Origin of the sequence: Mycobacterium sp. OAE908, from assembly GCF_017872775.1 — a bacterium.
GTDB lineage: Bacteria > Actinomycetota > Actinomycetes > Mycobacteriales > Mycobacteriaceae > Mycobacterium.
Genome location: NZ_JAGGJL010000001.1, coordinates 66,643 through 92,048, shown reverse-complemented (window position 1 = coordinate 92,048; position 25,406 = coordinate 66,643). Strand labels below are relative to the sequence as shown.

Annotated in this window: 27 protein-coding genes and 1 pseudogene; 19 read left to right on the top strand and 9 right to left on the bottom strand. The window is 66.1% G+C overall.

Going from position 1 to position 25,406, the window contains the following annotated elements:
* Window positions 1-8: 8 nt before the first annotated feature.
* From J3E61_RS00405 to J3E61_RS00395, 3 genes are all read right to left on the bottom strand, one after another.
* On the bottom strand, window positions 9-1,844 hold the full coding sequence (locus J3E61_RS00405) for an ABC transporter ATP-binding protein (protein WP_210082200.1): 1,836 nt from the start codon (window positions 1,842-1,844) through the stop codon (window positions 9-11).
* On the bottom strand, window positions 1,841-2,710 hold the full coding sequence (locus J3E61_RS00400; RefSeq protein ID WP_210085371.1) for an ABC transporter permease: 870 nt from the start codon (window positions 2,708-2,710) through the stop codon (window positions 1,841-1,843). The genes J3E61_RS00405 and J3E61_RS00400 overlap by 4 nt, the downstream gene beginning before the upstream one ends.
* Window positions 2,711-2,784: 74 nt before the next feature.
* Window positions 2,785-3,762, bottom strand: a complete 978-nt coding sequence (locus J3E61_RS00395) for an ABC transporter permease (protein WP_210082199.1) — start codon at window positions 3,760-3,762, stop codon at window positions 2,785-2,787.
* A gap of 277 nt (window positions 3,763-4,039) precedes the next feature.
* On the opposite strand from J3E61_RS00395, the gene J3E61_RS00390 reads away from it, so the two are divergent.
* Both J3E61_RS00390 and J3E61_RS00385 read left to right on the top strand, forming a co-directional pair.
* Window positions 4,040-4,249 carry a hypothetical protein gene (locus J3E61_RS00390; RefSeq protein ID WP_210085370.1) on the top strand — a complete coding sequence of 70 codons (210 nt, stop codon included), beginning with the start codon at window positions 4,040-4,042 and terminating at the stop codon, window positions 4,247-4,249.
* Window positions 4,250-4,345: 96 nt separating this feature from the next.
* Entirely contained in the window at window positions 4,346-4,591 is a 246-nt protein-coding gene (locus J3E61_RS00385; RefSeq protein WP_192726577.1) for a hypothetical protein, read from the top strand.
* Between the two features lie 5 nt (window positions 4,592-4,596).
* Here J3E61_RS00385 and J3E61_RS00380 read toward each other — a convergent pair whose 3' ends face one another.
* Window positions 4,597-5,112 (bottom strand): hypothetical protein, encoded by a 516-nt coding sequence (locus J3E61_RS00380; RefSeq protein ID WP_210085689.1) that lies wholly within the window; start codon window positions 5,110-5,112, stop codon window positions 4,597-4,599.
* A 186-nt stretch (window positions 5,113-5,298) separates the two neighbouring features.
* Here J3E61_RS00380 and J3E61_RS00375 point away from each other — a divergent pair, with 186 nt between their 5' ends.
* The 6 genes from J3E61_RS00375 (at window position 5,299) to J3E61_RS00350 (ending at window position 13,345) form a co-directional block, all read left to right on the top strand.
* Complete coding sequence (locus J3E61_RS00375) at window positions 5,299-6,003, top strand: response regulator (RefSeq protein WP_192726991.1); 705 nt, start codon at window positions 5,299-5,301, stop codon at window positions 6,001-6,003.
* Window positions 5,981-7,603 (top strand): HAMP domain-containing protein, encoded by a 1,623-nt coding sequence (locus tag J3E61_RS00370; protein ID WP_210082198.1) that lies wholly within the window; start codon window positions 5,981-5,983, stop codon window positions 7,601-7,603. The genes J3E61_RS00375 and J3E61_RS00370 overlap by 23 nt, the downstream gene beginning before the upstream one ends.
* Before the next feature lie 23 nt (window positions 7,604-7,626).
* Window positions 7,627-9,492, top strand: a complete 1,866-nt coding sequence (locus J3E61_RS00365) for a glycosyltransferase family 39 protein (protein WP_210082197.1) — start codon at window positions 7,627-7,629, stop codon at window positions 9,490-9,492.
* A 47-nt stretch (window positions 9,493-9,539) separates the two neighbouring features.
* Window positions 9,540-10,808, top strand: coding sequence for a bifunctional glycosyltransferase family 2/GtrA family protein (locus J3E61_RS00360; RefSeq protein ID WP_210082196.1), 1,269 nt, complete (start codon window positions 9,540-9,542; stop codon window positions 10,806-10,808).
* A gap of 33 nt (window positions 10,809-10,841) precedes the next feature.
* Window positions 10,842-12,722, top strand: coding sequence for a glycosyltransferase family 39 protein (locus J3E61_RS00355; RefSeq protein ID WP_210082195.1), 1,881 nt, complete (start codon window positions 10,842-10,844; stop codon window positions 12,720-12,722).
* 131 nt (window positions 12,723-12,853) lie between these two features.
* Window positions 12,854-13,345 (top strand): carbonic anhydrase, encoded by a 492-nt coding sequence (locus J3E61_RS00350; protein ID WP_192726572.1) that lies wholly within the window; start codon window positions 12,854-12,856, stop codon window positions 13,343-13,345.
* On the opposite strand, the pseudogene J3E61_RS00345 reads toward J3E61_RS00350, so the two are convergent.
* Window positions 13,342-13,503 (bottom strand): annotated as a pseudogene (locus tag J3E61_RS00345) (PaaI family thioesterase); the annotation flags it as partial. The gene J3E61_RS00350 and the pseudogene J3E61_RS00345 overlap by 4 nt on opposite strands.
* A gap of 507 nt (window positions 13,504-14,010) precedes the next feature.
* Window positions 14,011-14,436 (bottom strand): hotdog fold thioesterase, encoded by a 426-nt coding sequence (locus tag J3E61_RS00340; protein WP_192726571.1) that lies wholly within the window; start codon window positions 14,434-14,436, stop codon window positions 14,011-14,013.
* 58 nt (window positions 14,437-14,494) lie between these two features.
* On the opposite strand from J3E61_RS00340, the gene J3E61_RS00335 reads away from it, so the two are divergent.
* Window positions 14,495-15,301 (top strand): transporter substrate-binding domain-containing protein, encoded by an 807-nt coding sequence (locus J3E61_RS00335; protein ID WP_210082194.1) that lies wholly within the window; start codon window positions 14,495-14,497, stop codon window positions 15,299-15,301.
* On the opposite strand, the gene J3E61_RS00330 is transcribed toward J3E61_RS00335, so the two are convergent.
* Window positions 15,288-15,857, bottom strand: coding sequence for a TetR family transcriptional regulator (locus tag J3E61_RS00330; protein ID WP_192726569.1), 570 nt, complete (start codon window positions 15,855-15,857; stop codon window positions 15,288-15,290). The two genes, J3E61_RS00335 and J3E61_RS00330, sit on opposite strands and share 14 nt — an antisense overlap.
* Before the next feature lie 75 nt (window positions 15,858-15,932).
* Between J3E61_RS00330 and J3E61_RS00325 the strand changes: the two genes are divergently transcribed.
* From J3E61_RS00325 to J3E61_RS00295, 7 genes are all read left to right on the top strand, one after another.
* Window positions 15,933-16,364: a tautomerase family protein gene (locus J3E61_RS00325; protein ID WP_192726568.1), complete on the top strand. Its 432-nt coding sequence runs from the start codon at window positions 15,933-15,935 to the stop codon at window positions 16,362-16,364.
* Window positions 16,357-17,481: an alcohol dehydrogenase catalytic domain-containing protein gene (locus J3E61_RS00320; RefSeq protein ID WP_210082193.1), complete on the top strand. Its 1,125-nt coding sequence runs from the start codon at window positions 16,357-16,359 to the stop codon at window positions 17,479-17,481. The genes J3E61_RS00325 and J3E61_RS00320 overlap by 8 nt, the downstream gene beginning before the upstream one ends.
* A gap of 155 nt (window positions 17,482-17,636) precedes the next feature.
* On the top strand, window positions 17,637-18,560 hold the full coding sequence (gene cysD / locus J3E61_RS00315; RefSeq protein WP_192726566.1) for a sulfate adenylyltransferase subunit CysD: 924 nt from the start codon (window positions 17,637-17,639) through the stop codon (window positions 18,558-18,560).
* Window positions 18,517-20,406, top strand: a complete 1,890-nt coding sequence (cysN, locus tag J3E61_RS00310; protein ID WP_210085369.1) for a sulfate adenylyltransferase subunit CysN — start codon at window positions 18,517-18,519, stop codon at window positions 20,404-20,406. The genes cysD and cysN overlap by 44 nt, the downstream gene beginning before the upstream one ends.
* Window positions 20,403-21,131 (top strand): 3'(2'),5'-bisphosphate nucleotidase CysQ, encoded by a 729-nt coding sequence (locus J3E61_RS00305; RefSeq protein WP_210082192.1) that lies wholly within the window; start codon window positions 20,403-20,405, stop codon window positions 21,129-21,131. Before cysN ends, J3E61_RS00305 begins: the two co-directional genes overlap by 4 nt.
* Window positions 21,132-21,153: 22 nt before the next feature.
* Window positions 21,154-21,750, top strand: coding sequence for an isochorismatase family protein (locus tag J3E61_RS00300; RefSeq protein WP_192726564.1), 597 nt, complete (start codon window positions 21,154-21,156; stop codon window positions 21,748-21,750).
* Window positions 21,751-21,760: 10 nt separating this feature from the next.
* On the top strand, window positions 21,761-22,237 hold the full coding sequence (locus tag J3E61_RS00295; RefSeq protein ID WP_210082191.1) for an RrF2 family transcriptional regulator: 477 nt from the start codon (window positions 21,761-21,763) through the stop codon (window positions 22,235-22,237).
* On the opposite strand, the gene J3E61_RS00290 is transcribed toward J3E61_RS00295, so the two are convergent.
* Window positions 22,167-22,847, bottom strand: coding sequence for a TetR/AcrR family transcriptional regulator C-terminal domain-containing protein (locus J3E61_RS00290; protein ID WP_210082190.1), 681 nt, complete (start codon window positions 22,845-22,847; stop codon window positions 22,167-22,169). The two genes, J3E61_RS00295 and J3E61_RS00290, sit on opposite strands and share 71 nt — an antisense overlap.
* A 77-nt stretch (window positions 22,848-22,924) precedes the next feature.
* Here J3E61_RS00290 and J3E61_RS00285 point away from each other — a divergent pair, with 77 nt between their 5' ends.
* Both J3E61_RS00285 and J3E61_RS00280 read left to right on the top strand, forming a co-directional pair.
* Window positions 22,925-23,827, top strand: coding sequence for an alpha/beta fold hydrolase (locus J3E61_RS00285; RefSeq protein WP_210082189.1), 903 nt, complete (start codon window positions 22,925-22,927; stop codon window positions 23,825-23,827).
* On the top strand, window positions 23,814-24,470 hold the full coding sequence (locus J3E61_RS00280; RefSeq protein ID WP_210082188.1) for a maleylpyruvate isomerase family mycothiol-dependent enzyme: 657 nt from the start codon (window positions 23,814-23,816) through the stop codon (window positions 24,468-24,470). Before J3E61_RS00285 ends, J3E61_RS00280 begins: the two co-directional genes overlap by 14 nt.
* Here the strand turns inward: J3E61_RS00280 and J3E61_RS00275 are convergent.
* The gene (locus J3E61_RS00275; RefSeq protein ID WP_210082187.1) at window positions 24,439-24,831 is read right to left on the bottom strand and encodes a VOC family protein; all 393 of its coding nucleotides are present in this window, start codon (window positions 24,829-24,831) and stop codon (window positions 24,439-24,441) included. The genes J3E61_RS00280 and J3E61_RS00275 overlap by 32 nt on opposite strands.
* On the opposite strand from J3E61_RS00275, the gene J3E61_RS00270 reads away from it, so the two are divergent.
* Complete coding sequence (locus tag J3E61_RS00270) at window positions 24,806-25,390, top strand: GNAT family N-acetyltransferase (protein ID WP_210082186.1); 585 nt, start codon at window positions 24,806-24,808, stop codon at window positions 25,388-25,390. The genes J3E61_RS00275 and J3E61_RS00270 overlap by 26 nt on opposite strands.
* Window positions 25,391-25,406: the final 16 nt, after the last annotated feature.

Below are 25,406 nucleotides of genomic sequence, written 5' to 3'. Positions count from 1 at the left end.
GAAAGACGTTACCTGCGATTCGCGTCAGGTTGAGGAACTGCGGCAAGCAATCGGCGGGTGTACTCCTGCTTCGGGTTGGTGAAAACCTGATCGCCGTCGCCCTGCTCGACGATCTTGCCTTTGTGCATCACCACGACTCGGTGGGCCAGGTGTCTGACTACCGACAAATCATGCGAGACGAACAGATACGACAGGCCGAACCGGCTCTGCAGGTCGAGCAGAAGGTTGATGATGCCGGCCTGTATCGACACGTCGAGCGCCGAAACGGGCTCGTCGAGCGCGAGGATCTTCGGCTGCAAGGCCAACGCCCTGGCGATGCCGATGCGCTGCTTTTGCCCGCCGGAGAACTCGGCAGGATAGCGACTGGCATCCTCGCGGCGCAGTCCAACAATGCCCAGCAGCTCGGCCACGCGTTCGTCCGTTCGGCTCTTGTCGAAGCCGTTGGCTTGCAACGGTTCTGCCAGCACATCGAAGACCGGTAACCGCGGATCGACCGCCGCGACCGGATCCTGGAACACCACCTGCAGATCGCCGCGCAGCGCCCGACGCGAATGTCGGTCGAGGGTGGCGACGTCGGCACCGAGCACCTCGATCGAACCGGACTGTGGCGCAGCGAGTTCGAGAATCTGATGCAGAGTCGTTGACTTGCCCGAGCCCGATTCGCCGACAATGCCCAGCGTCTTGCCTTGCTGCAATTCGAAGCTGACGCCGTCGACAGCACGCACCTCACCGACCTTCCGGCGCAGCACCACGCCGGTCGTCAATTTGTACGTCTTGGCGAGATCCGTCACCCGCAGCACCACAGGGGCGGCACGTTCGGCTTCCGCGGCGGGTGCCTCGGTGGATACCGCATAGACCTCCGCCGCACTTCGGCCCGCCACCTGGTCGGTGCGAATGCACGCGGCTCGATGGTCAGGAGTCAGCTCGATCAGGTCGGGTTCGGCCGCACGGCAGTCGTCGATCGCCAGGGGGCAGCGCGGGGCGAATGGGCAGCCGGGCGGCAGCGCTGCCATCGACGGCGGGGCGCCTGGGATCGGCACAAGCCGCGTGCCTTGCGGCGCATCCAACCGAGGGACCGATCCGAGTAGGCCGGCGGTGTAGGGCATTCGGCGGTCGCGGTAGAGCACATCGACGTCGGCCGTCTCGACTGCGCGACCGGCGTACATGACCAGTGCGCGGTCGGCGAATTCGGCGACCACACCGAGATCGTGCGTGATGATCAGCACGCCGGCCCCCGTGACGTCACGTGCGGTCCGCAGCACGTCGAGGATCTGCGCCTGCACCGTGACATCCAGCGCTGTGGTCGGCTCGTCGCAGATGAGCAGGTCGGGATCGTTGGCGATTGCGATCGCGATCACGACGCGTTGGCGTTCTCCTCCGGAGAGTTCGTGCGGGAACGCGCGGGCGCGGCGCTCGGCCTGGGCGATACCGACCAATTCGAGCAGTTCAATGGCCCGGCTGCGGGCCGCCCGCTTTCCGATATCGGGTTGATGGATTTCCAGTGCCTCGGCGATCTGGTCGCCCACCGTGTAGACGGGGGTCAGTGCGGACATCGGATCCTGGAACACCGTACCGATGGTTCTGCCGCGAATCTGCGACATTTCAGTGTCGGACAAGCCGAGCAGTTCGTCGCCGTGCAGTCGGATCGACCCGGACACGTCTGCGTACTCGGGCAGCAACCCGATGATTGACATCGCAGTCGCCGACTTGCCGGAGCCGGATTCACCGACGAGCGCGACGACCTCACCCGCTTCGACGTCAAAGTTCATGCCGCGCACCGCGTTTACCCGCTCCGCATCAGTTGGGAACGTCACGGTCAAATCGGTCACCTGCAGCAGGCTCATCGGCGACGCTTCCTCAGCGGGCGGGCACTGGGGTCCAGTGCGTCGCGCAAGCCGTCTCCGACCAGGTTGGAGCACAAGATGATCAACACCAGCACACCTGCCGGAAACAGGAACACCCACGGGAAAGTCGTCACCGATTTCGTGCCGTCGGCGATCAGGGTGCCCAGTGACACGTCGGGTGGCTGGATGCCGAATCCCAAGAAGCTCAACCCGGTTTCGGCAAGGACCGCGACGCCGACATTCAACGCGGTGTCGATGATGATAATCGACGCGACGTTCGGCAGGATGTGGCGGACGATTATCTGCCAACTGCTCACGCCCATATAGCGTGCGGCAGAGACGAATTCACGGTCTCGAAGACTCATCGTCATGCCCCGCACGATGCGTGAGCTGATCATCCAGCTGAAGACCGCGAGAAGCAGGATCAGCCAGACTATGTCGCCCTTGGTCCGCTGTACGACGATGGTGATCAACAGAAAACTGGGCACGACGAGCATGAGGTCGACAATCCACATCAGCGTGCGATCCCGCCACCCGCCGAAATAGCCGGAAATTGTTCCTACCGTCGCGGCGATGATCGTCGAGATGAACGCCACGCAGACCCCGATCAGCATGGATTTCTGCATGCCGCGCAGGGTTTGGGCGAGCAGGTCTTGGCCGAGCGCGTTGGTGCCGAACCAATGGTCGGTGGTCGGCGGCTGTTGCAGAGCATAGAAATCGAGATCGGTGTAGCTGTAGGGCAGCACGGACGGCAGTGCATAACAGGCGATGAACAGCGCCACGAGGAGCACCAGCGACACGACGGCAGTCTTGTTGCGCAGGAATCGACGCCACACCAGTTCGCGCCGGGACGCGAAGCGCGACACCTCGACGCCCGACTTCGCAGTGGTCGAGGTGTCTTTGGTCGCGGGCGACGAATCATGCCTGGTGACGGGTTCGCTCATTGCACCCGAACCCTTGGGTCGAGTGCGGCGTAGATGACATCAGAAAGCAAGCCCGCCAACAGAATCGTCACACCGGAGAACAACGTGATCGCCGCGACGATGTTGACGTCCTGGGTAGCGATTCCTTGGATGAACCACTCGCCGATGCCGTGCCACCCGAAGATCTTCTCGGTGAAGACCGCGCCAGTGAACAGGCCGGCGACGCTGTAGGCGAACAGCGTCGCCATCGGGATCAGCGCCGTGCGCAGCCCGTGTTTGAAGAGAGCGCGGCGCCGGGTCAATCCCTTCGCGCGAGCGGTGCGGATGAAGTCTTGGCCGAGCACATCGAGCATCGCGTTGCGTTGATACCGGCTGTAGCCCGCAATGGCCCCCAGGGCCAACGTGAACGTGGGCAGCACCAGATGCTGAACGCGATCGACGAATTGGTTCCACGCCCCACCGACGGCATCCGGCGACGTCTCGCCGGTGTACTCGAACAACTGCACACCGAGCACCGAGTTGACCCGCAACGCGGCGAGGATCAATACGTTGGCGATCACGAAAACCGGTGTGCTGATCACCAATAGCGACAACACCGTGATGATGCGGTCTGAGAGGCGGTACTGCCGGATCGCCCCCCACGCGCCGACCACAACGCCGATCACGGTGCCAACGACCGAGCCGATCACGAGCAGACGCAGACTGACGCCGATGCGTCGCCCCAGTTCATCCGAAACCGGCTGTCCGCCGATGGTGGTGCCGAAATCACCGTGCACAACGCCTGCCACCCAATGGCCGTAGCGCAGCGGTATCGGCTTGTCGAGACCCAGATCGGCGGCTCTCTGCTCGATGACGGCCTGCGCTGGGCGCGGGTTCCGCTGAATGAGGCTGTCCAACGGTCGAAACGTCAGCGAAGCCAGCGAGAAGGTAAGGAACGAGGCCACCGCCAGCAGCACGATGTAGTTCAGCAGTCGCCGCAGGAGAAATCGCGTCATGGGCGACATCCACGGGCGGCGTGCATGACGCACAGGGTAAGAGATGGTTCCTGCATAACCACCGGCAAGCGCCCCGCGCGCCCGACTCTTTCACTGTGAAAACAGTGACAGCGCGCATGTAGGTAGTTCGCACGCTCGATCCAGTGCCTTCACAGGATTTTCGCATTCACTGGCTCCGACCTGCACGTTTGCCTGTTCGTCGCGCTGAGGCGACGGCCCGGCTCACAGTCATAGAGGAGCGAACACCATGCAACCAACCAGGCAAACCAACGTAAAGATGCTGGCGGCCGTCATCGGCGGCAGCGCCGTAGTGGCGGCGGGGGCGCTGAGCATGGCGATCAGCCAGCAGGCGGCGCCGGCGACGATCACCAGCTCGGGTATGACGGTCGGCGCAACCAGCACCCAGGAAACGCCGCCGGCTGCCCCGGAAACCACGATCGCGGTGCCACTGGTCAAGGCGACCCCATTCGGCGGCGCCGGCTCCTAGCGCCTCTGACGTTTCACCCACGGTCCGTTCGGTTACCCGAAACAGCGGAGGGGTCGCTGGTAGACCCCTCATGAACTGTTCGAGGCCAGAGACCGAATGGAGTGGTCAGAGGTGAATCCGAGTCAGCTCAAACTCGTCGCGGCCGGTATCGGTGCCTGCGCCCTTGTTGGGATGGGCGCGTTCACCGTCGTGGTCAGCGGCGCACCGGGAAACATCAGCGAGGGCCCAGAGATCACGCTCGGCGGAACGACCACGTCGACGACGGCCCCCACGACCGTGGAAACCAGCGTCGCGACACCACCGGTGACCGCGACGACGCCGTCCGGGTTCGCCACCCCGTAGCGGCGTCAGTTCCGGTGAGTCGGCGCCGACCCGGATCCGCCGAGATCCGGTGGCGGATTGCCGATGCTGGTGACGATCGCCGTCTGAGCGTCGCGGGTGGCGCGCACGGCCACCTGGGCGTCAACGGCGAGCGGTGCGCCGGCATTGCGCGCCGCGGCGGGAATGACGTAGCTCTGTGTGTAGCCGTCAGCGCTGCGCACTGTGATTGAGGTGGGCGAGGCCGCGGTGACCGTGCCGGTCTGTGTCAGTTCGGTGCGGTAACCGCCGTTGCCGTCGGCCACGACGGATTCCGCGTGCAGTGAGTGCGGTGCGCTGTCACTCTGGCCCGGTGCGCCCATCGCGCCGTGCATTCCGATCTGCGGTCCTGGCTGGTGGGAGGCGCCGAACGGGTGGGACGTGCCCTCGGTCGCGGCGTAGATGGCGGCCCCGCCGACTGCGGCGATGACCGCTGCGACCGCGATGGCGCCAACGCTCCCGCGCCAGCCCCACGCCCGATGCTCGGCGATTTGAGGGGTGCTCATGTGACCAGAGTGCAAGCCGTTCATGTGAGTCCGCTGTGCGTGTTGCCGGAATCTCGTATACCTGGACGCCTTCACAGCCGACACATAGACAAGGCACAGTCGAGACCTATGGCCGCGACGAATAATGGGCGCGTGTCCACTCCCAGCGCTTTCAGCGTGAACGAGACCGAACCCGCGCGCGTGGTGATGCGGCGTGCGGACGGCAAGCCGATCCACGTGCTGGTCGTCGATGACGAGCCGGTGCTCGCCGAACTCGTGTCGATGGCCCTGCGGTACGAGGGATGGGAGATCGCGACGGCAGGCGACGGCGCCTCGGCGATCGCGTCGGCGAGGGAGACACCGCCCGATGTGGTGGTGCTCGACGTGATGCTGCCGGACATGAGCGGGCTCGACGTGCTGCACAAGCTGCGTGAGCAGATTCCCGGCCTGCCGTTGCTCCTGTTGACCGCGAAAGACTCGGTCGAGGACCGCATCGCCGGTTTGACCGCAGGCGGCGACGATTACGTCACCAAACCGTTCAGCCTCGAAGAGGTGGTGCTGCGGCTGCGCGCGCTGCTGCGGCGCACCGGCGTGACGAGCGAGACGGGCGGCGCCAAGGTGATCGTCGGCGATCTGGTCCTCGACGAGGACAGCCACGAAGTCACCCGCGGCGGCGAGCTGATCTCACTGACCGCGACCGAGTTCGAGCTGTTGCGATTCATGATGCGCAACGCCAAACGCGTGCTCAGCAAGGCGCAAATACTGGACCGGGTGTGGAGTTATGACTTCGGTGGTCGGTCCAACATCGTCGAGCTTTACGTGTCGTATCTGCGCAAGAAGATCGACAACGGGCGTGAGCCGATGATCCACACCTTGCGCGGCGCGGGTTATGTCCTCAAGCCCCCCCGCTGAGGTCCGGCGCGGCCGCTTCCGCTCGCCGCGCAGTTGGTCGCTGCGGGCCAGGCTGCTCGCCTCTCAGATCGTCCTGCTGGCCTTGGTGTGCGCGGCGATCGGGGTGGGCACCGAGCTTGCGCTGCAACGCTTTTTGATGAATCAACTCGACGACCGGCTGGCCGAAACCGGTCACCGTTCGGTCGGGCTGTTCGAGTTCGGGCCTCCGATGGGGCCACCCGGACGACCAGGGCCACCGGGACCGCCCGGCATGGAGCAGGTGCCTGGCTTCCCGCCGCCAGACTTCACGCGGCGCATTATCATTCGTAACGACTTCGGGCCTGGCCCCTACTTCCTCAACGCCCCAGGGCAAGCGGCCCGCACGGTCGGGGCGGTGGTAAGCCGCGGCGCCCCTGTCGATGCGGGCATCATCAACGCAGACGGCACACAGTCCGAAATCAGCAGCACCGCAGCCAAACAACTCGCCACTGTGCTGCCGAACGACAAACCGATCACGATGAGGCTCGACGGCCTTGGCCGCTACCGCGTCGTCGCTATGCACGCCCGCGGTCCCGGCGAGACGATCGTGACGGGGTTGCCCACCTCGGACGTCGACGACACCTTGTTGACGGTGATGGTCATCTTCGGCGTCGTCGGCGCGGTAGCACTTGTCGGCGGCACCACCGCGGGCATCATCATCATCCGTCGCCAACTGGCGCCGCTGTCAAGGGTTTCCGAGGCTGCCCGGCAGGTGGCCGACCTTGAACTCGACCGCGGCGAGGTGCGACTGCCGACACCGATCGTCAAGGTCGATCCCCTCAGCGCGGACACCGAGATCGGACAGCTCGGCTCGGCGCTGAACCGGATGTTGGATCGTATCGCCGGTGCGCTGTCTGCCCGCCACGCCAGCGAAACGCGCGTGCGTCAGTTCGTCGCCGACGCCAGTCACGAACTGCGTACGCCGCTGGCCGCGATTCGCGGCTATACCGAACTGGCGCAACGCAAAAGGGATGACCTGCCCGACGACGTCGCGCACGCGATGAGCCGCGTCGAATCCGAAACCGAGCGCATGACGCAACTCGTCGAGGACATGCTGCTGTTGGCTCGGCTGGACACCGGACGGCCGTTGGAGCGCGAACAGGTCGACTTGTCCCGACTCGTCGTCGACGCGGTCAGCGACGCCCATATCGCCGGACCCGACCATCAGTGGTCGCTGGATCTGCCCGACGAGCCCGTTGTCGTCACCGGCGACGAAGCCCGGCTGCACCAAGTGCTCGCCAATCTGCTCGCGAACGCCAGGACGCATACGCCTGCAGGCACCACCGTCACGACAGCGCTGTCCATCGACGATTCCGGTGGCGCCGCGCTCACGGTCGCCGACGACGGTCCTGGCATTCCGCCGTGGCTGCAGCCCGAGATATTCGAGCGCTTCGCCCGCGGCGATTCGTCGCGGTCGCGGCGTGGCGGCAGCACCGGCCTGGGACTGGCGATCGTCGCCGCAGTGGTGCGGGCCCACAGCGGCACCATCGGGGTGCACAGCGTGCCCGGCAAGACCGAGTTCGTCGTGCGCTTTCCTGGTGATCCACAGTCGACTCACAGCTCGCCCAAATCCGGCGCCTAGCGCGCTCAACGAAACTCGCCTTGATGACTGCCCTAGTTCTTGACGCCGAGCAGACGCAAATGGCCCCGACACGCCGCGGTTTTGGGGCCATCTGCGTCTGCTCGCGGGTCCGACTGGGCCTACTTCTGGTCGCGACGGCCGTGCTGTACCTGTGGAACCTCTCGGTGAGCGGTTGGGGCAACGCGTTCTACTCCGCCGCTGCACAGGCCGGCGCCAGCGACTGGACAGCGATGCTTTTCGGGTCGAGCGATGCCGCCAACGCGATCACCGTCGACAAGACGCCCGCCGCGCTGTGGATCATCGACATCTCGGTGCGACTGTTCGGGCTCAACCCGTGGAGCGTCCTGGTGCCACAGGCGCTCGAAGGTGTCGCGGCCGTGGCGTTGTTGTATGCCGCGGTGCGACGGGTCAGCGGTGAAGGCGCGGCGCTGCTGGCGGGCGCGGTGTTCGCGCTGACGCCCGTCGCCGCGCTGATATTTCGGTTCAACAATCCCGACGCGCTGCTGGTGCTGCTTCTCGTCGGCGCCGCTTATTGTGTGGCGCGAGCGTGCGAAAAAAACAGCAGCCCTTGGTGGTTGATCGGCGCGGGCGTCCTCGTCGGCTTCGGGTTTCTTGCCAAGATGCTGCAGGCATTCCTGGTGTTGCCGGGATTCGCCGCGGCGTATCTGATCGCGGGTCCGCACCGGATGCGACGGCGCGTCGTCGATCTGCTCGCGGCCCTCGCCGCCGTTGTCGTGTCGGCCGGCTGGTATCTGTTGCTCGTGGAGTTGTGGCCCGCGAATGCGCGGCCCTACATCGGCGGCTCGCAGCACAACAGCATCGTCGAGTTGGCGTTGGGCTACAACGGTTTGGGCCGGTTGACCGGTGACGAGCCCGGCGGGCTCGGAAACCTCAACTTCGACGTCGGATGGGGCCGACTCTTCGGCAACGGGATGGGGCTGGACATCGGGTGGCTCCTGCCTGCCGCGCTGATCTGCCTCGGTGCGGGGTTCCTCATCACCAGGCGGACACCGCGCACGGATCCGAGGCGGGCCGCGCTCATCCTGTGGGGTGGCTGGCTGACCGTCACCGCGCTGGTATTCAGCTTCGCCAACGGCATTCTGCACCCTTACTACACCGTCGCACTGGCGCCCGCGGTCGGCGCCTCGATCGGTATCGGGGCAATGCTGCTGTGGCGCAAGCGATCCGACCTGCGGGCCGCGACGGCATTGTCAGGGACGGTCCTGGTCACCACCATCCTCGCGGCAGTGCTGTTGTCGCGGGACAGCGAATGGCTGCCGTGGCTGCGGGCCGCGGTCGCAGTCGGGGGAGTGGGCGCGGCAGTGCTGCTGCTGGTCGCGGGCCGCCTACCCCTGCCGGTTGCTCGGTCGGCGGCCGCGCTGGCTGTTGCGGCGTGTCTGGCAGCGCCCGCGGTGTATTCGGTTGCGACCGCGGCCGTCCCGCACAGCGGCGCCATCCCGTCCGTCGGCCCCGCGAGGCACGGCTTCGGCGGATTCACCGGCCCGGGCGGCCTGCTCGACTCGCCGACACCGGGACAGGCATTGACGGCGAAGCTGTCCGCGAATGCGCGCGACTTCACCTGGGCCGCGGCGGCCGTCGGCTCGAACAACGCCGCCGGCTACCAATTGGCAACGGGCGCACCGATCATGGCGATCGGCGGATTCAACGGCACCGACCCGTCACCGACGCTGGAGCAGTTTCAGCGATACGTGACGGACGGACGGATCCACTACTTCGTCCGCGGCAAGATGATGATCGGCCACTGGGGCCGCGTGACAGGCAGCAGCGAGTCCACCGATATCGCCAACTGGGTCGAGACCCACTACACCCCGCTGACCGTCGACCGCGTGGTCATTTACGACCTCACGCAACCGCCCCGCGATTCATAGCCAGGGCATAGCTAAGGCCCACGACGGACACACGCTGCTACTCAACCATGGTTCTCATGACAGACATCGCCCTTGAACCGCTCACCGGACTGGCTCACCACTTCGAATCGCGGCCGAACGCCGCCGTGGCGGCCCGCGCCGCCGGCGTGCCAGTGCTCGACGTCGTGGTCCCGGTGTACAACGAACAAGCCGCGCTCGCCGACTCTGTGCACCGGTTACATCGCTATCTTCGGGAAAACCTGCCGTTCGAGGCGCGCATCACGATTGCCGACAACGCCAGCACCGACGACACCCCACGCATCGCGGCCGAACTCGCCGACGAGTTGCCCGATGTCCGCGTCGTCCGGCTCGAGCAGAAGGGACGCGGCCGCGCACTGCACGCGGTCTGGTCGGCCTCCGATGCTCCGGTGTTGGCCTACATGGACGTCGACCTGTCCACCGACCTGGCCGCGCTCGCCCCGCTGGTCGCGCCACTCATCTCGGGCCACTCGGACCTCGCTATCGGCACCCGGCTCGGCCGCGGCGCACGGGTTGTGCGCGGCCCGAAGCGCGAGATCATTTCGCGCTGCTACAACCTGATCCTGAAATCGACACTGGCCGCTGGCTTTTCCGATGCGCAGTGCGGGTTCAAGGCCATCCGCGCCGACGTCGCCGAGCGTCTTCTGCCGCACGTTTCCGACACCGGCTGGTTCTTCGACACCGAACTGCTGGTGCTCGCGGAACGCAGCGGACTGCGGATCCACGAAGTCCCGGTTGACTGGGTGGACGATCCGGACAGTCGCGTCGACATCGTCGCCACGGCGACGGCCGACCTCAAGGGCATCGGGCGGATGTTGCGAGGCTTCGCCGACGGTTCGATCCCGGTGAACACCATTGCCGCACAATTGGGTTCATCGCGGAAATCGGCCGCACCAGGATCGCTGTTTCGCCAGGTGGTTCGGTTCGGCGCCATCGGTGTCGCATCGACCGCGGCCTATGTGCTGCTGTTCATGCTGATGCAGGGCTGGGCAGGCGCCCAGGCGGCAAACCTGATCGCCTTGCTGCTCACGGCGATTGGCAACACCGCAGCGAATCGACGGTTCACGTTCGGGGTCGGCGGCCGAACCAACGCGACCCGCCATCACTTCGAGGGTCTCGTCGTATTCGGCATCGCGCTGACGATCACGAGCGGCTCGCTGGCCGTGCTGCACGCGGTGGTCGCGCAGCCACACCACCTGGTCGAACTCGCAGTACTGGTGCTGGCGAACCTGGTCGCCACGGCCGTGCGATTTGTCCTCCTGCGCGGCTGGGTCTTTCACCCACGCCGATCGCGCTGAACCCCCACCCACGACACAAAGGAAACTGCCTACATGACGATCACCGAAGTACCCCCGCAGACCGCGGCGGTACCAGAGGCGCGACGCAACGCGCGATGGGTCCGTCCCGCGGTGCTGACGCTGCTTGCGGCGACCGCCGTGCTGTATCTGTGGGGACTTGGATCCTCCGGATGGGCCAACGACTACTACGCCGCCGCGGCGCAGGCAGGCACGCAGGACTGGAAGGCGTGGCTGTTCGGCTCACTGGACGCGGGCAATGCGATCACCGTCGACAAGCCACCCGCCGCGCTGTGGGTGATGGGCTTGTTCGGCAGGCTGTTCGGGTTCAGCGCGTTCACGATGCTGCTGCCCGAGGCGTTGATGGGTGTCGGAGCGGTCGGACTGCTGTATCTGACGGTGCGGCGCACCAGCGGACCCGTCGCCGGTCTGATCGCGGGCGCAGCACTCGCGGTGACGCCGGTCGCCGCGCTGATGTTCCGGTACAACAACCCCGACGCCCTGCTCGTGTTGCTGCTCGTGGCCGCCGCGTACTTCATGGTGCGGGCCATCCAGACGGGCGGCACGCGCTGGATTGCGTTGGTGGGTCTCGTTGTTGGGTTTGCGTTCCTGACGAAGATGCTGCAGGCCTTCCTGATCGTGCCCGGTCTTGCGCTGGCGTTCCTCATCGCCGCGCCCGTGGGCATCTGGCAGCGCATCGGCAAGCTGCTCGTCGGCGCCGCCGTGATGGTGGTTTCGGGTGGTTGGTACGTCGCACTGGTCAGCCTCTGGCCCGCGGACTCGCGGCCGTACATCGGCGGGTCCACCGACAACAGCCTGTTAGAGCTTGCGTTGGGCTACAACGGAATCCAGCGCATCGCCGGTGGTGAGGGCGGTCCCGGCCGCGGTCCCGGCGGAGGAGGGCCGAAGGGGGCCAACCTGTTCTTCGGTGGCGAACCGGGTATCGGCAGGCTGTTCGGTCCGTCGATGGGTGTGGAAGCGTCCTGGCTGTTGCCCGCCGCGTTGATCGGGCTTGCCGCGGGTCTCTGGTTCACCCGCCGCACGGCGCGCACCGGATCCGTTCGGGCAGGACTGTTGTTGTGGGGCGGCTGGGTGCTGGTCACCGGCGCGGTGTTCAGTTTCATGGACGGCACGGTGCACCCGTATTACACAGTGGCTTTGGCGCCGGCCGTTGCGGCGCTGGTCGGGATCTCCGCGGTCGAGTTGTGGCGTGGCAGGGAGTTCCTGATGCCGCGGCTCTTGCTTGCGGTGATGGCCGCGTTCACCGGCGTCTGGGCGTTCATTCTGCTCGACCGCACGCCGGATTGGCTGCCCGCATTGCGCTGGATCGTGCTGGCCGGATGCGCGATCGTCGCGGCCGTCATCGCTGTCGGTGCCCACCGTCTCGGCCGCGCCGCGGTCGTACTCATAGCTGCTGCAGCACTTTTCGGCTTCGCCGCGCCCACCGCGTTCTCGCTCTACAACGTCACGCAAGCCCACAGTGGGCCTGGCACGATGTCAGGTCCCAGCCGCGACGCCGGCATCGGCGGCGGGCCAGGCGGGCCGTTCGGTGGACGCGGCCCCGGTGCCGCCAACCAGGACAACGAGGCGCTGGCGCAACTTCTCAAAGGTACCGACAGTCGTTGGGCCGCAGCCAGTATCGGTTCGATGGGGGTGAGCAGCCTCGAACTCAAGACGGGCACTTCCCTGATGGCGATCGGCGGCTTCACCGGATCGGACAACTCGCCGACGCTGGCGCAGTTCCAGGGCTACGTCGCCGACCACGAGGTCCGGTACTTCATCGGCAGCGACAACCACCGAGGTCCCGGTCGGGACCGCTCGGGCCCGGCGCAGGAGATCACGACGTGGGTGAAGCAGAACTTCACCCCGATCGAGGTCGGCGGGACGACCGTCTACGACCTGAGCCAACCGCGGTAGTCCGCCCTGATCAGACGGCCGCCCTGCTACCCCCGGCAGGGCGGCCGTCGCCGCCTGTTCACGATGATTTTTTGGCTGGCGCTGCGTCGCTGCGTTGCTATGGTCTCCTGCAGGTCTTCGAGGAGGTCCCAATGTCCGTGACCGACGAATATTTGAAGAACAACGAGGCGTACGCCAGCACGTTCAGTGGCCCACTGCCGCTGCCGCCGAGCAAGCACGTCGCGGTGGTGGCGTGCATGGACGCCAGGCTCGACGTCTACCGGATCCTCGGGCTTGGCGACGGCGAGGCACACGTCATCCGCAATGCGGGGGGCGTCATCACCGACGACGAGATCCGCTCGCTGGCGATCAGTCAGCGGTTGCTCGGCACCAAAGAGATCATCCTGATTCACCACACCGACTGCGGCATGCTGACTTTCACCGACGACGGATTCAAACAGCAGATTCAGGACGAGACCGGCATCAAGCCCGAGTGGGCGGCGGAGTCCTTCGTCGATCTCGAAGAGGATGTGCGTCAGTCGCTGCGCCGCATCGAGGCAAACCCGTTCGTCACCAAACACGAATCGCTGCGCGGATTCATCTTCGACGTCGCCACGGGTCGGCTGAACGAGGTCACGCTCTAACCCACTTTGTAGGTCGCGATCGCCTTCGCGACCGCCTCACCCTCCGGCGTCACGACGTCGACGTCGCAATTCACCAACGTCTTGCCGCGCCGCAGCACCCGCCCGATCGCGATCAGGTCGATCGCGCGCGCAGGCGCCAGAAACTGCATCGACATCGACGTCGTCCAGCAAACAAGACATAGGGAAACACCTGATTCAATTGCGCCGATTCGCGCGCAGACTTGGTGCTGTAGGCGGACGCGCTTCGGGGGCGGACCGCCGGATTTTCTAGATCAAAACAGGGACTCCAAACGGTCCGAACCCTTGTCGTGGCAGCGACAGCCATCGGGGTGGCTCCAGCGACAAGTGCAGCGCACCCCTTGGCGTGAACGACAGAAGGCAGGGCTTGACATGTTAAAACGATTTCTGATGATCGGGGTCGTCGCCGGCTCGATCAGCGTTGGCGGCTTTGTAGGTGTGGGTGTCGCCTCGGCCGATCCTGTGTGTGGAGTGCCCGGGACCCCGCCGTGTGCGCCATCGCTCAGTCCCGAGCAGCAGTGCGCGCTGATCGCGTGGCGAACCTGGACACCGTGCAACTGGGTGGGTCTGCAGGTTCCAATCGGAACACCGGGCAGCGTCGGCTGACGCCTCTACCGGTCACCTAATGGCGTTAGCCCACTTGTAGGTCAGCCCACTTTGTAGGTCGCGATCGCCTTCGCGACTGCCTCACCCTCCGGCGTCACGACGTCGACGTCGCAATTCACCAATGTCTTGCCGCGCCGCAGCACCCGCCCGATCGCAATCAGGTCGGTCGCGCGCGCAGGCGCCAAAAACTGCATCGACATCGACGTCGTCACCCCGCGCAGCGAGTCCGGCACTTCAGCACCCGCCCATGCCGCGGCCATCACCGCGACATCGGCCAGCGCCGCGATCGCGCCGCCGTGCACCATGTCGGCGACCGTGACGTTGGTCGGGTCCCACGGCAGGCGCAGTCGCACCTCGTCGGCATCGAGTGCATCGGCGACGATCCCGAGCTTGGCGACGAACGGCGACGACGGGATGAACTGGGCCATGACGTCGGCACCGGTCTGGGGCTGGGTGGGAGTAGACATGAACCCAGTATGTGCGCCTGATCAATTACCTCTGAAGTAAGCGAACCGAGGAGAGTCGATGACAGCGATCCGGTTGGCCACGATGGCTGTGTTGATCGTCTTGCTGACAAGCTGCGGGTCATCCGCTCCGCTGACCACGATGCAGACGGCAGGCGGTTTGCCGGGCATCGCACAGCGCGGCGCCGTGCGCGTTTGCAGCACCGGCGACTATCGCCCGTTCACTTACCGCGACCCGCAAGGGAATTGGAGCGGGCTCGACGTCGAGATGGCGCATGATATGGCCGCTCGGCTTGGCGTCAGGTTGGACGTGGTGCAGACCACGTGGGCCAATCTCATCACGGACTTGAACGACAAGTGTGACGTCGCGATGGGTGGAATCTCGATCACGCTCAATCGCGCCAAGCAAGCTCTCTACAGCGCCCCGTATCTACGCGATGGGAAAGCGGCCATCATCCGATGCGCCGACTCCCCGAAATTTCAGACGTTGGCCGATATCGACCACCCAGACGTACGGGTAGTGGTCAATCCGGGCGGGACCAACGCCGACTTCGACAAGGAGCATCTGCGGCAAGCGGAGGTTGTCACTTACCCCGACAACAACACGATCTTCGACCAACTCATCGACAACGCCGCGGACGTCATGATCACCGATGCGAGCGAGGTCCGATGGCAGGCCAACCAGAATCCGCAACTCTGCGGCGTGAGCCTCGATCACCCCTTCACGTTCGAGCAGAAGGGCTACCTGATCGCGCGGCAGGCGACCGACCTGCAGCAGTGGATCAACCAGTGGCTCAACATCGCGCAGAACGACGGCACTTATGAGGCGCTGAGTCGCAAGTATCTCGGCGCCGTCATCGGTCCGTGACGGCAGCGACCAGCGACTCCAATTGTGCGGCAATCTGATCCAGCGACTCGGTGCTGCGCTGGGCGCGACACATCGCCACGCTGCCCTCGACGGCTGCCACGATCAGAACGGCCAGGCTCTCGGCGTCGGATGCGCCATGGTCACGCAGTGATTGCGCAAGCAGCGATGTCCAGTTGCCGAAGGCCACCGCTGCGGCATCACGCGGCGCTGTTCCGTCGTCCGGAAGGTCCTCGACGGATGCGGCAAGCACCGGGCAGCCGGCGCGAAAGTCACTGTCGACCACGATCTTTCGCCACATCTTCAGGAATGCTCTGAGGCCGGCCAACGGTCCGGCCTGCAACTCCTTGACCAATGCGCGCGTGGTCAAATCGTCGGCCCACCGCACCGCCTCGGCGGCCAACTCGTACTTGCCGCCGGGGAAGTAGTGATACGTCGAGCCGAGCGGTGCCTGCGCGTGCTTGGCCAACTCGCGAACGCTTGTCGCGTTCAATCCGCGGCGGCGCATCATGTCGGCCGCCCCGGCCACGAGGCGCTGTCGAGACTCCGTATCGGCCACCGCCGACCTCCTTGCTATGACGACTGTTATAGCCTACGGTACATCATTTATAGCAGTCGTTATAGGAGGCTTCTCATGCCGATGATCGGATTGACGGTGCCCGCCGGCGTACTCAGCGCGGAAAAGCGTCGTGACCTGCAGAAAACCCTGGCGGCCACGCTGCTCAAGTGGGAAGGCGCGCCCGAAACGGCGTTCTTCCGCGCGCAGGCGTGGAGCCGGGTTGACGAAGTGACTCCAGGCGCTTTCGCCGCACTCGAGGACGACGCGCCGCGGTTCCGCGTGGATGTGACGGTGCCGCAGGGTGCATTGTCTGACCGCCGCAAGGAGGGACTGGTCAAGGAGGCGACCGCCAATGTGCTCGATGCGGCAGGCCTGTCCGAGGCGGACGCGCTGCGGGTGTGGGTGCTCGTCCACGAGCAACCCGAAGGCACCTGGGGCGCCGGAGGCGCGATCGTCCGATTCGCCGAACTCGCCGCGCTGGCGAAGGCGGAGCGCGAAAATGCGTGAGCTGCAACTGATTCGCACGGGTCATCTCGAGTGGCGAGAACGCGATGCGCCGCGGCTGCAGGATCCTGGCGACGCGTTGGTGCGCCCATTCGTTGCGGGGCGCTGCGACGGTGACGCGCTGCCGGTGCATCGGCATGTCTCGCGTGCGATGCAGGTCGGGATGCGCGTCGGGCTGGTGGATCCGATCGTCGCCAGCGTGTGTGGACCGATCCCGTTTGTGGGCCCGTTCGCGATCGGGCACGAATGCGTTGCGGAGGTGATCGAGACGGGCCCGTCGGTTAGTGCTTTGCAACGCGGCGACGTCGTGATCGTGCCGTGGGCAGTGTCGTGTGGCAGTTGCCGTGAATGCGAACGCGGGATCACCGCGAAATGCGCCACCACCCGCACCAACACGTTGGCGGCCTTCGGTTTCGGGCCGGCGAGCGGGCCGTGGGGCGGCATGGTGGCCGATGTGCTGCGCATCCCGTTCGCAGATCACATGCTGGTGAAGGTGCCCGGCGAGGTGGATCCCCTGCGGGTGGCGTCGGCCAGCGACAACCTCGCCGACGCCTGGCGATGTGTGGTGCCGATGCTGCGCGAACGACCGGGTGGTCGGGTGTTGATTCTCGGCGGCGCGGCGCAAAGCATCGGCCTGTATGCGGCGGGGCTGGCCGTGCGCCACGGCGCCGAGACCGTCGACTACGTCGACGACCGGCCCGAGAGGCTGGCGATCGCAGAGAAGTTCGGTGCCCGCGTGCACCAGGTGAAGAACGCCAAGCGCACCACCGCCGACATCCCGCGCCGCGACTACGACGTCGCGGTGGAGGGCACGGCCACCGCCGCGGGTGTCGACGCGGCGCTGCGGTCACTGGCGCCAGGGGGAGTGTGCCAACCGGTCGGGTTCTACCTACCGCCGGGCACGAAGGTGCCGCTGATGCACATGTACGTCAACGACGCCTCGCTCAAGATCGCAGTGTCCAGTGTCCGTCCGGTCTTGCCGGAGTTGCTGGATTTCGTTGCCGCCGAAGACTTCCCGGCAGAAATCGTCACCACGTTGACCGCGGACTGGGACGACGCCCCGGAGGCCTACAAGGCGCATACCACGAAGCTGGTCCTCCACCGCTCCCGGCTGACCTGATCGCGAGCAGACGCAAAATGGCCCGACACGCCGCCGCGACACGCCACTTTGCGTCTGCTCGCCGGGGAACGCCGTTGACAGCGCAGCCCCTGGCTGGTTTCATATCGGGTTATGCAGATAATTCTGGTCATCTCTACCAACTTTACGAGGATGACATGACTGCCACCCAGGAATTGAACGCTGGCCGTTACGAGCTGAGCCATCTGCGCTCGCTGGAGGCCGAGGCCATCCACATCATTCGGGAGGTGGCCGCGGAGTTCGAGCGGCCGGTGCTGCTGTTCTCCGGCGGTAAGGACTCCATCGTGATGCTGCACCTGGCCATCAAGGCGTTCCGGCCGGGCCGGCTGCCGTTCCCGGTGATGCACGTCGACACCGGGCACAACTTCGACGAGGTGCTGGCGGCACGCGACGAACTCGTCGCGGAGTCCGGAGTACGCCTTGTGGTGGCCAAGGTGCAGGACGACATCGACGCGGGCCGGGTGGTCGAGACGATCCCGTCGCGCAACCCGATGCAGACCTTCACGCTGTTGCGCGCCATCCGCGAGAACAAGTTCGACGCCGCATTCGGCGGCGCACGCCGCGACGAGGAGAAGGCCCGCGCCAAGGAGCGGGTGTTCTCCTTCCGTGACGAGTTCGGCCAGTGGGATCCCAAGGCGCAGCGGCCCGAGCTGTGGAACATCTACAACGGCCGGCATCACAAGGGCGAGCACATCCGCGTGTTCCCGCTGTCCAACTGGACCGAGTTCGACATCTGGTCCTACATCGGCGCCGAGAAGATCAAGCTGCCGTCGATCTATTACGCACACGAGCGCAAGGTGTTCGAGCGCGACGGCATGCTGCTGGCGGTGCACAAGTACATGCAGCCGCGCAAGGAAGAGGAGGTCGTCACCAAGACCGTGCGGTTCCGCACCGTCGGCGACGTCACCTGCACGGGCTGCGTCGAGTCGTTGGCGGGCACGGTGTCCGAGGTGATCGCCGAAACCGCCGTCTCGCGGCTGACCGAGCGCGGCGCTACCCGCGCCGACGACCGAATCTCTGAAGCTGGAATGGAAGATCGCAAGCGCGAGGGGTATTTCTGACATGGCAACACTTCTCCGCATCGCCACCGCAGGCTCGGTGGACGACGGCAAGTCCACGCTCATCGGCAGGCTGTTGTTCGATTCCAAGGCCGTGATGGAGGACCAGCTCGCCGCGGTCGAGCGCACGTCCAAGGAACGCGGACATGACTACACCGATCTGGCACTGGTCACCGACGGCCTGCGCGCCGAGCGTGAGCAGGGCATTACGATCGACGTCGCGTACCGCTACTTCGCCACGGCCAAGCGGAAATTCATCATCGCCGACACCCCGGGCCACATCCAGTACACGCGCAACATGGTCACGGGCACGTCGACGGCTCAGCTGGCGATCGTGTTGGTCGACGCCAGGCACGGGTTGCTCGAGCAGTCGCGCAGGCATGCGTTCCTCGCCTCGCTGCTCGGCATCCGGCACATCGTGCTCGCAGTCAACAAGATGGACCTCGTCGACTGGGACCGTGAACGCTTCGAGAAGATCCGCGACGACTTTCACGAGTTCGCCGCCCGGCTCGACATCCATGACGTGACCACGATTCCGTTGTCGGCGCTCAAGGGCGACAACGTCGTCACCAAGTCGGAGAAGACCCCGTGGTACGACGGGCCCTCGCTGCTGTCGCATCTGGAAGACGTGTACATCGCGGGTGACCGCAACCTGGTCGACGTGCGGTTCCCTGTGCAGTACGTGATCCGTCCGCAAAGCCTTGATCATCACGACCACCGCAGTTACGCGGGCACCGTGGCCAGCGGTGTGATGCGGCCCGGTGACGAGATCGTCGTGCTGCCCAGCGGAAAATCCAGCCGCATCACCGAAATCAATGGCCCGAGCGGCCCTGTGCAGGAAGCCTTTCCGCCGATGGCGGTGTCGATCAGCCTCGCCGACGACATCGACATCTCCAGGGGCGACCTGATCGCGCGGCCGAACAACCAGCCGCGGGTTGCGCAGGAGTTCGATGCCACGGTGTGCTGGATGGCCGACGAAAGCTCACTGGAGCCGGGCCGCGACTACATCATCAAGCACACCACCCGCAGCACTCGCGTGAAGGTGACCGCGCTCGACTACCGGCTCGATGTCAACACGCTGCACCGGGACAAGTCGGCGACCGCACTGAAACTCAATGAGCTGGGCCGCATCTCGCTGCGCACGCAGGTGCCGCTGCTGCTCGACGAGTACAGCCGCAACGCCGCGACGGGTTCGTTCATCCTGATCGACCCGAACACCAACGGCACCGTCGCCGCGGGCATGATCCTGCCGTACGTGACGGCGCGCACGTCGAGCCCGAACACGGTGCGCCACCAGTCGCTGTGCACCTCCGAGGACCGGCTGTCGAAGGGCCGCACGGTGTGGTTCACCGGCCTGTCCGGCTCGGGCAAGTCGTCGGTGGCCATGCTGGTCGAGCAGAAATTGCTCGAAAAGGGAACGCCCGCCTATGTTCTCGACGGTGACAACCTGCGGCACGGCCTGAACGCCGACCTCGGTTTCTCGATGGCCGACCGCGCCGAGAACCAGCGCAGGCTGGCTCACATCGCGGCGATTCTCGCCGACTCCGGCCAGGTCGTGCTCGTTCCGGCGATCAGCCCGCTCGAAGAGCACCGCGCGCTGGCACGCAAGGTGACCACCGATGCGGGCCTCGACTTCTTCGAGGTGTTCTGTGACACCCCGCTGGAGGACTGCGAACGCCGTGACCCGAAGGGGTTGTACGCCAAGGCGCGCGCGGGCGAGATCACCCACTTCACCGGAATCGACAGCCCGTATCAGAAGCCGAAGAACCCGGACATCAGGCTAACGCCGGACCGCTCCACGGAGGAGCTCGCCGATCTGGTGATCGAGCTACTGGAATCGAAGCGGTGACCGACCACGACGTCGCCGCACGGTTGGCGACCGAGGCAGGGAAACTGCTGCTCGATGTGCGCAGCGAGCTTGCCGACGCCACCGAGGCCGAGCGGAAAGCCGCGGGGGACAAGCGATCCCACGACTTCCTGATGGAGGCGCTGGCCGTCGAGCGGCCCGGCGATGCCGTGCTGTCGGAGGAAGGTGCCGATGACCCGGTGCGGCTGAGCTCGGAGCGGGTGTGGATTGTCGACCCCCTCGACGGCACCAGGGAGTTCTCCGAACTGGGCCGCGAGGACTGGGCTGTGCATGTTGCGCTGTGGCAGGCAGGTGAATTGGTGGCCGGTGCCGTTGCCCTTCCCGCACAGGGCATCACGCTTGCCACGCCGACGGTCAACCCGCCGCCGGCCACCGCGGACAGGCCGCGAATCGTGGTGTCGCGCACCAGGCCACCGGCGATCGCGCTCGCGGTGCGTGAAGCGCTGGACGGCACGCTGGTCGAAATGGGTTCGGCAGGAGCGAAGGTCGCATCCGTCGTGCAGGGCATCTCCGACATCTACGTGCACGCCGGCGGCCAGTACGAGTGGGACTCCGCGGCACCCGTCGCAGTGGCCCGCGCGGCCGGTCTGTACACGTCGCGCATCGACGGCACGCCGCTGGTCTACAACCAGGCCGACCCACGACTGCCCGACCTCATCGTGTGTCGCCCCGAATTCGCCGACGCCGTGCTGGCCGTCACCAAATGAGTGCGCACAGTACGCTCTGCGCGTGAGCAACCCGACCCTGCGCGTCCTCGCCGATCTGCCCCAACGGCCCGTCAGTCTGGCCGAATCGACCCTGATCCTGATCGACTGCCAGAACACCTACACGCGGGGAATCATGGAACTCGAGGGCGTGCAGGCGGCGCTCGACGAGGCCGCCGCTCTGCTGGAGCGGGCCCGCTCGGCGGGCATCCCGATCATCCACATCCAGCACGACGACGGCCCCGGTTCGCTGTACGACATCGAGGGGGAGAGCGGCGCGATCGTCTCGCAGGTCGCACCGCACAACGGCGAGCCCGTCGTGGTGAAGAACTATCCGAACTCGTTCGTGCAGACCGACCTCGATGAGGTGTTGAAGACCTCCAATGCCACCAACCTCGTACTGGCCGGCTTCATGACGCACATGTGCGTGAACTCGACAGCCCGCGGCGCGTTCAATCTCGGCTATGCGCCGACGGTGGTCGCATCGGCGACGGCCACCCGTGCGCTGCCCGGACTGGGTGACGAGACGGTGTCCGCGGAGGCCATGCAGGCGGCCAGCCTCGCCGCGATGGCCGACCTGTTCGCCGTCGTGGTTCCCAGCGCTCACGACATTCCCGACTAACCTGACCAACATGCGGATGTCGGCCAAGGCGGAGTATGCCGTCAGGGCCATGGTGCAGCTGGCCACCATCGACGAGGGCGTCCTTGCGAAGACCGACGACCTGGCCAAGGCCCAGGGCATTCCGCCGCAATTTCTCGTCGACATCCTGTCTGACCTGCGCACCGACCGGCTGGTGCGCAGCCATCGCGGCCGGGACGGCGGCTATGCGCTGGCCCGTCCGGCCCGAGAAATCAGCATCGCCGACGTCCTGCGCTGTATCGACGGCCCGCTGGCCAGCGTGCGCGACATCGGGCTCGGCGATCTGCCGTACTCGGGGCCGACGGCGGCGCTGACCGACGTTTGGCGCGCGCTGCGGGCCAGCATGCGGTCGGTGCTCGAGAAGACCAGTCTCGCCGACGTCGCGTCCGGTGCGCTGCCTAAACACGTCGCGAAGATGGCCGACGACTATCGCGGCCAGGAGGAGCAGCGGGGTCACTCGATCGGGTAGCGACGCCGTCGAGCAGCATGTGCAGCCCGCGGTCGAAGTCCTCGTCAACCGACATCTTCGTCGCGACCTTCGCGAGCGCCTCGATATTCGGATACGTCCGGCCGGCCACTGAGCCGATTCGCGCGGCGGCGTCGGCGGCATCGCGGCCGCGGGTCAGTGGGCCTGCGAGTTCGGTCTGCGCGGCGCCTACGACGAATCCGAGCACGGCGTGAAATGCGGCCAGCCGATCGCGGTCCGCTAAACCGGCGCGTGCAAGCGTGGCAATCAAGGCATCGGCGGCGGCAAAACCGGTCGCCGACAGTGTCCGGCGAGTCAGCACCAGCGGAATCGCGGCGGGGTGCGCACGGATGCCCCGCCACATCGCATCGGCGATCGCGTACGCGTCGTGCCGCCAATCGTCGGTCGGGTCGGGCAGTCGAACCTGCGCGACAACCGCGGCGACCACGAGTTCCTCGAGGCCTTCCTTGTCGGCGACGTAGTTGTAGACGGTCATCGGGCCGGTGCCCAGCGCGGCGGCCAGCGACCGCATGCTGAGCGCGCTCAGTCCTTCTGCGTCGACGATGCCCAGCGCCGCCGCGGCGATCTCTTCCGTCGTGAACCGTGCGCGCATTCTTTGACTCCTTGACAAGTACATCGTACGTAAGCCAGTGTAGCCAACACGTACAGCGTACTTATGAAGGAGTGCACATGCCCGCGACCATTCCGACCGAGCGCGTCGATTTCTCGTCCGGTGGCGTCCGATGCGCGGCGTGGCTGACGCTGCCCGCTGGGTCTGGCCCGCATCCGGCCGTCGTCCTGGTGCACGGCCTCGGCGCGACGCACGACATGATGCTGGCGCAGTACGAACAGCACTTCGCCGCGGCAGGAATCGCGACACTCGCGTTCGACTATCGGAACACCGGAGCATCCGACGGCCAACCGCGCCAACACATTTCGATACGCAAACAATGCGATGACGTGGTCGCGGCGCTCGACTGTTTGAAGTCCACGCCCGAAATCGACCCCCGGCGTATCGGTCTGTGGGGTACCAGTCTCGGCGGCATGAACGTGGTCCGGGTCGCCGCCGCGCGTGACGACGTCGCGGTCGCGGTGGTGCAGTGCCCGATCGTGCACGGGCCCGGCGCCGCCCGCATGCTGGGGCTGTTGTCCGCGTTGCGGCTGACGCCCGCCATCGCGGAGGACCTGCTGCGCATGGCCACCAAGCGGGGCCGGCGCTACGTGCCGATCGTCGGCCCGCCGGGCGGGTTCGCGATGGTCACCGTCGACGGCGCCGAATCCGGTTGGAATTCCACGGTTCCGCAGGATGGCCAGTTCGACAACCGCATCGCCGCCGCCGATGCGGTGGCGATGGTGACGACGTCGGTCCTTCGCCATGCCCGCCGCGTCGATGCGCCCTTGCTGGTGTGTGTCTGCGACAGGGAAAACCTGATGGACCCCGCGTACGCCACATTGGTCGCCCGCCGCGCACCCAAGGGCGTCGAGCGGCACTACGACTCCGACCACTTCGCGATCTACCACCCGCCGTTGGTGGCCCAGGTGCTCGCCGACCAAACCGCCTTCCTCAAGGAGCACCTCGATGTCCGCGCGTGATCGGTTGCAGATCAACGATGCTCGCTTCTGTGCAGTGGCCGACGCGTTCAGCGCCGAGGACTGGGCGCGGCCAAGCCTGTGCGACAGCTGGTCCAACCACGACGTGCTCGCGCATCTGGTCGTTGGGTACAGCGCAGGCGCAGTCGCGCTGACGGCCGAAATGCGCCGGCACAGTTGGTCGTTCGACCGCGCGAACGCCGCGATGGCGCGATCGCTTGCGGTGTCGCGAACTCCGCTGCAACTGCTCGACGACTTCGACAGGCTGACCCAGCGGCCGCAGGGGCTCGGCCGATACTTCCCGCCGCAGCTACTGCTTGGTGACCACATCACCCACGAACTCGACATGCTGTTCGCGTTGGGCCGCCAACCGGCGATTCCCGCCGACGCGCTCGTCGCGGTGCTCAACACCCAAGTTCGTGTGCCGAACCCCTTCGTGCCCGCCTACCGCAACAGTCGGGGGCTGCGACTGGTCGCCACCGACGCCGACTGGACGCACGGTCACGGGCCGTTGGTCCGTGGCCTTGCCGCCGACTTGGTGTCGGTGCTTGCCAACCGAGAAGCGATGTTGGGCCGCCTCGACGGCGACGGTGTCGACAGCCTGGCGTCGAGGGTCACCCGGCACCTGATCCGTAGGGCCGGGTGAGGATTTCCAGATAGTGCCCGCTGGGGTCCTGGAAGTAGACGCCACGGCCGCCGTCGTTGGTGTTGATCTCGCCGGGCCTGGCGCCCCGCGGATCGGCCCAGTGCTGCAGGCCGCGGGCCTTGATGCGTGCATATATCTCCGTGAACTCGTCCTCGGACACCAGGAACGCGTAATGCTGCGGGCGGATGTCCTCACCCTCGGCCACCTGCGCGTAGTCAAGGCTGGCGTCGTGGTTGAGCCCCACCGCCAGGAACGGGCCGAATTCCTTGGCGGCCGGCAGCCCGAACAGCTCGGTGAAGAAGCGGGCCGATTCCTCGCGGTCCTTCGCAGCGACGATGGTGTGGTTGAACGTGATTGCCATATCGATTCAGGATAGAGCGGTGTCCGACAACATCGGCGTCCCCGAGCTCACCGGTCCACGGGTCACGCTGCGCGCGCCAACCGTCGACGACGCCGAGCAGCTCTTCGAGCGTGTCGCGTCCGATCCGGAGGTGACGCGCTATCTGTCGTGGAGTCCGCATCCGGACGTGGCCGAGACACGGCGGGTGATCACCGAGTTCTTCAACGTCGGCGGCGAGACGACGTGGCTGATCGAATTGCACGACGGCACCGGTGCCGTCGGCTTGTGCGGCTGGCGGCGACATCCGCCGCACACCGTCGAGTTGGGCTACTGCCTTGGCAGGCCGTGGTGGCGCAAGGGCATCATGTCGGAGGTGCTGGCGCTGCTGATCGACAGGGCCAAGGCCGACCCTCACATCTACCGGGTGACGGCTCATTGTCACGTCGACAACACCGGCTCGGCGGCGCTGCTAGAGCGCAGTGGGCTGGCCTTCGAGGGTCGGATGTCGCAATTCGCCGTATTGCCGAACATCTCCACCGATCCGCAGGACTGCCTGATGTTCGGCAAGGCTCTCAGATAGCGGCCGTGACCGAAGT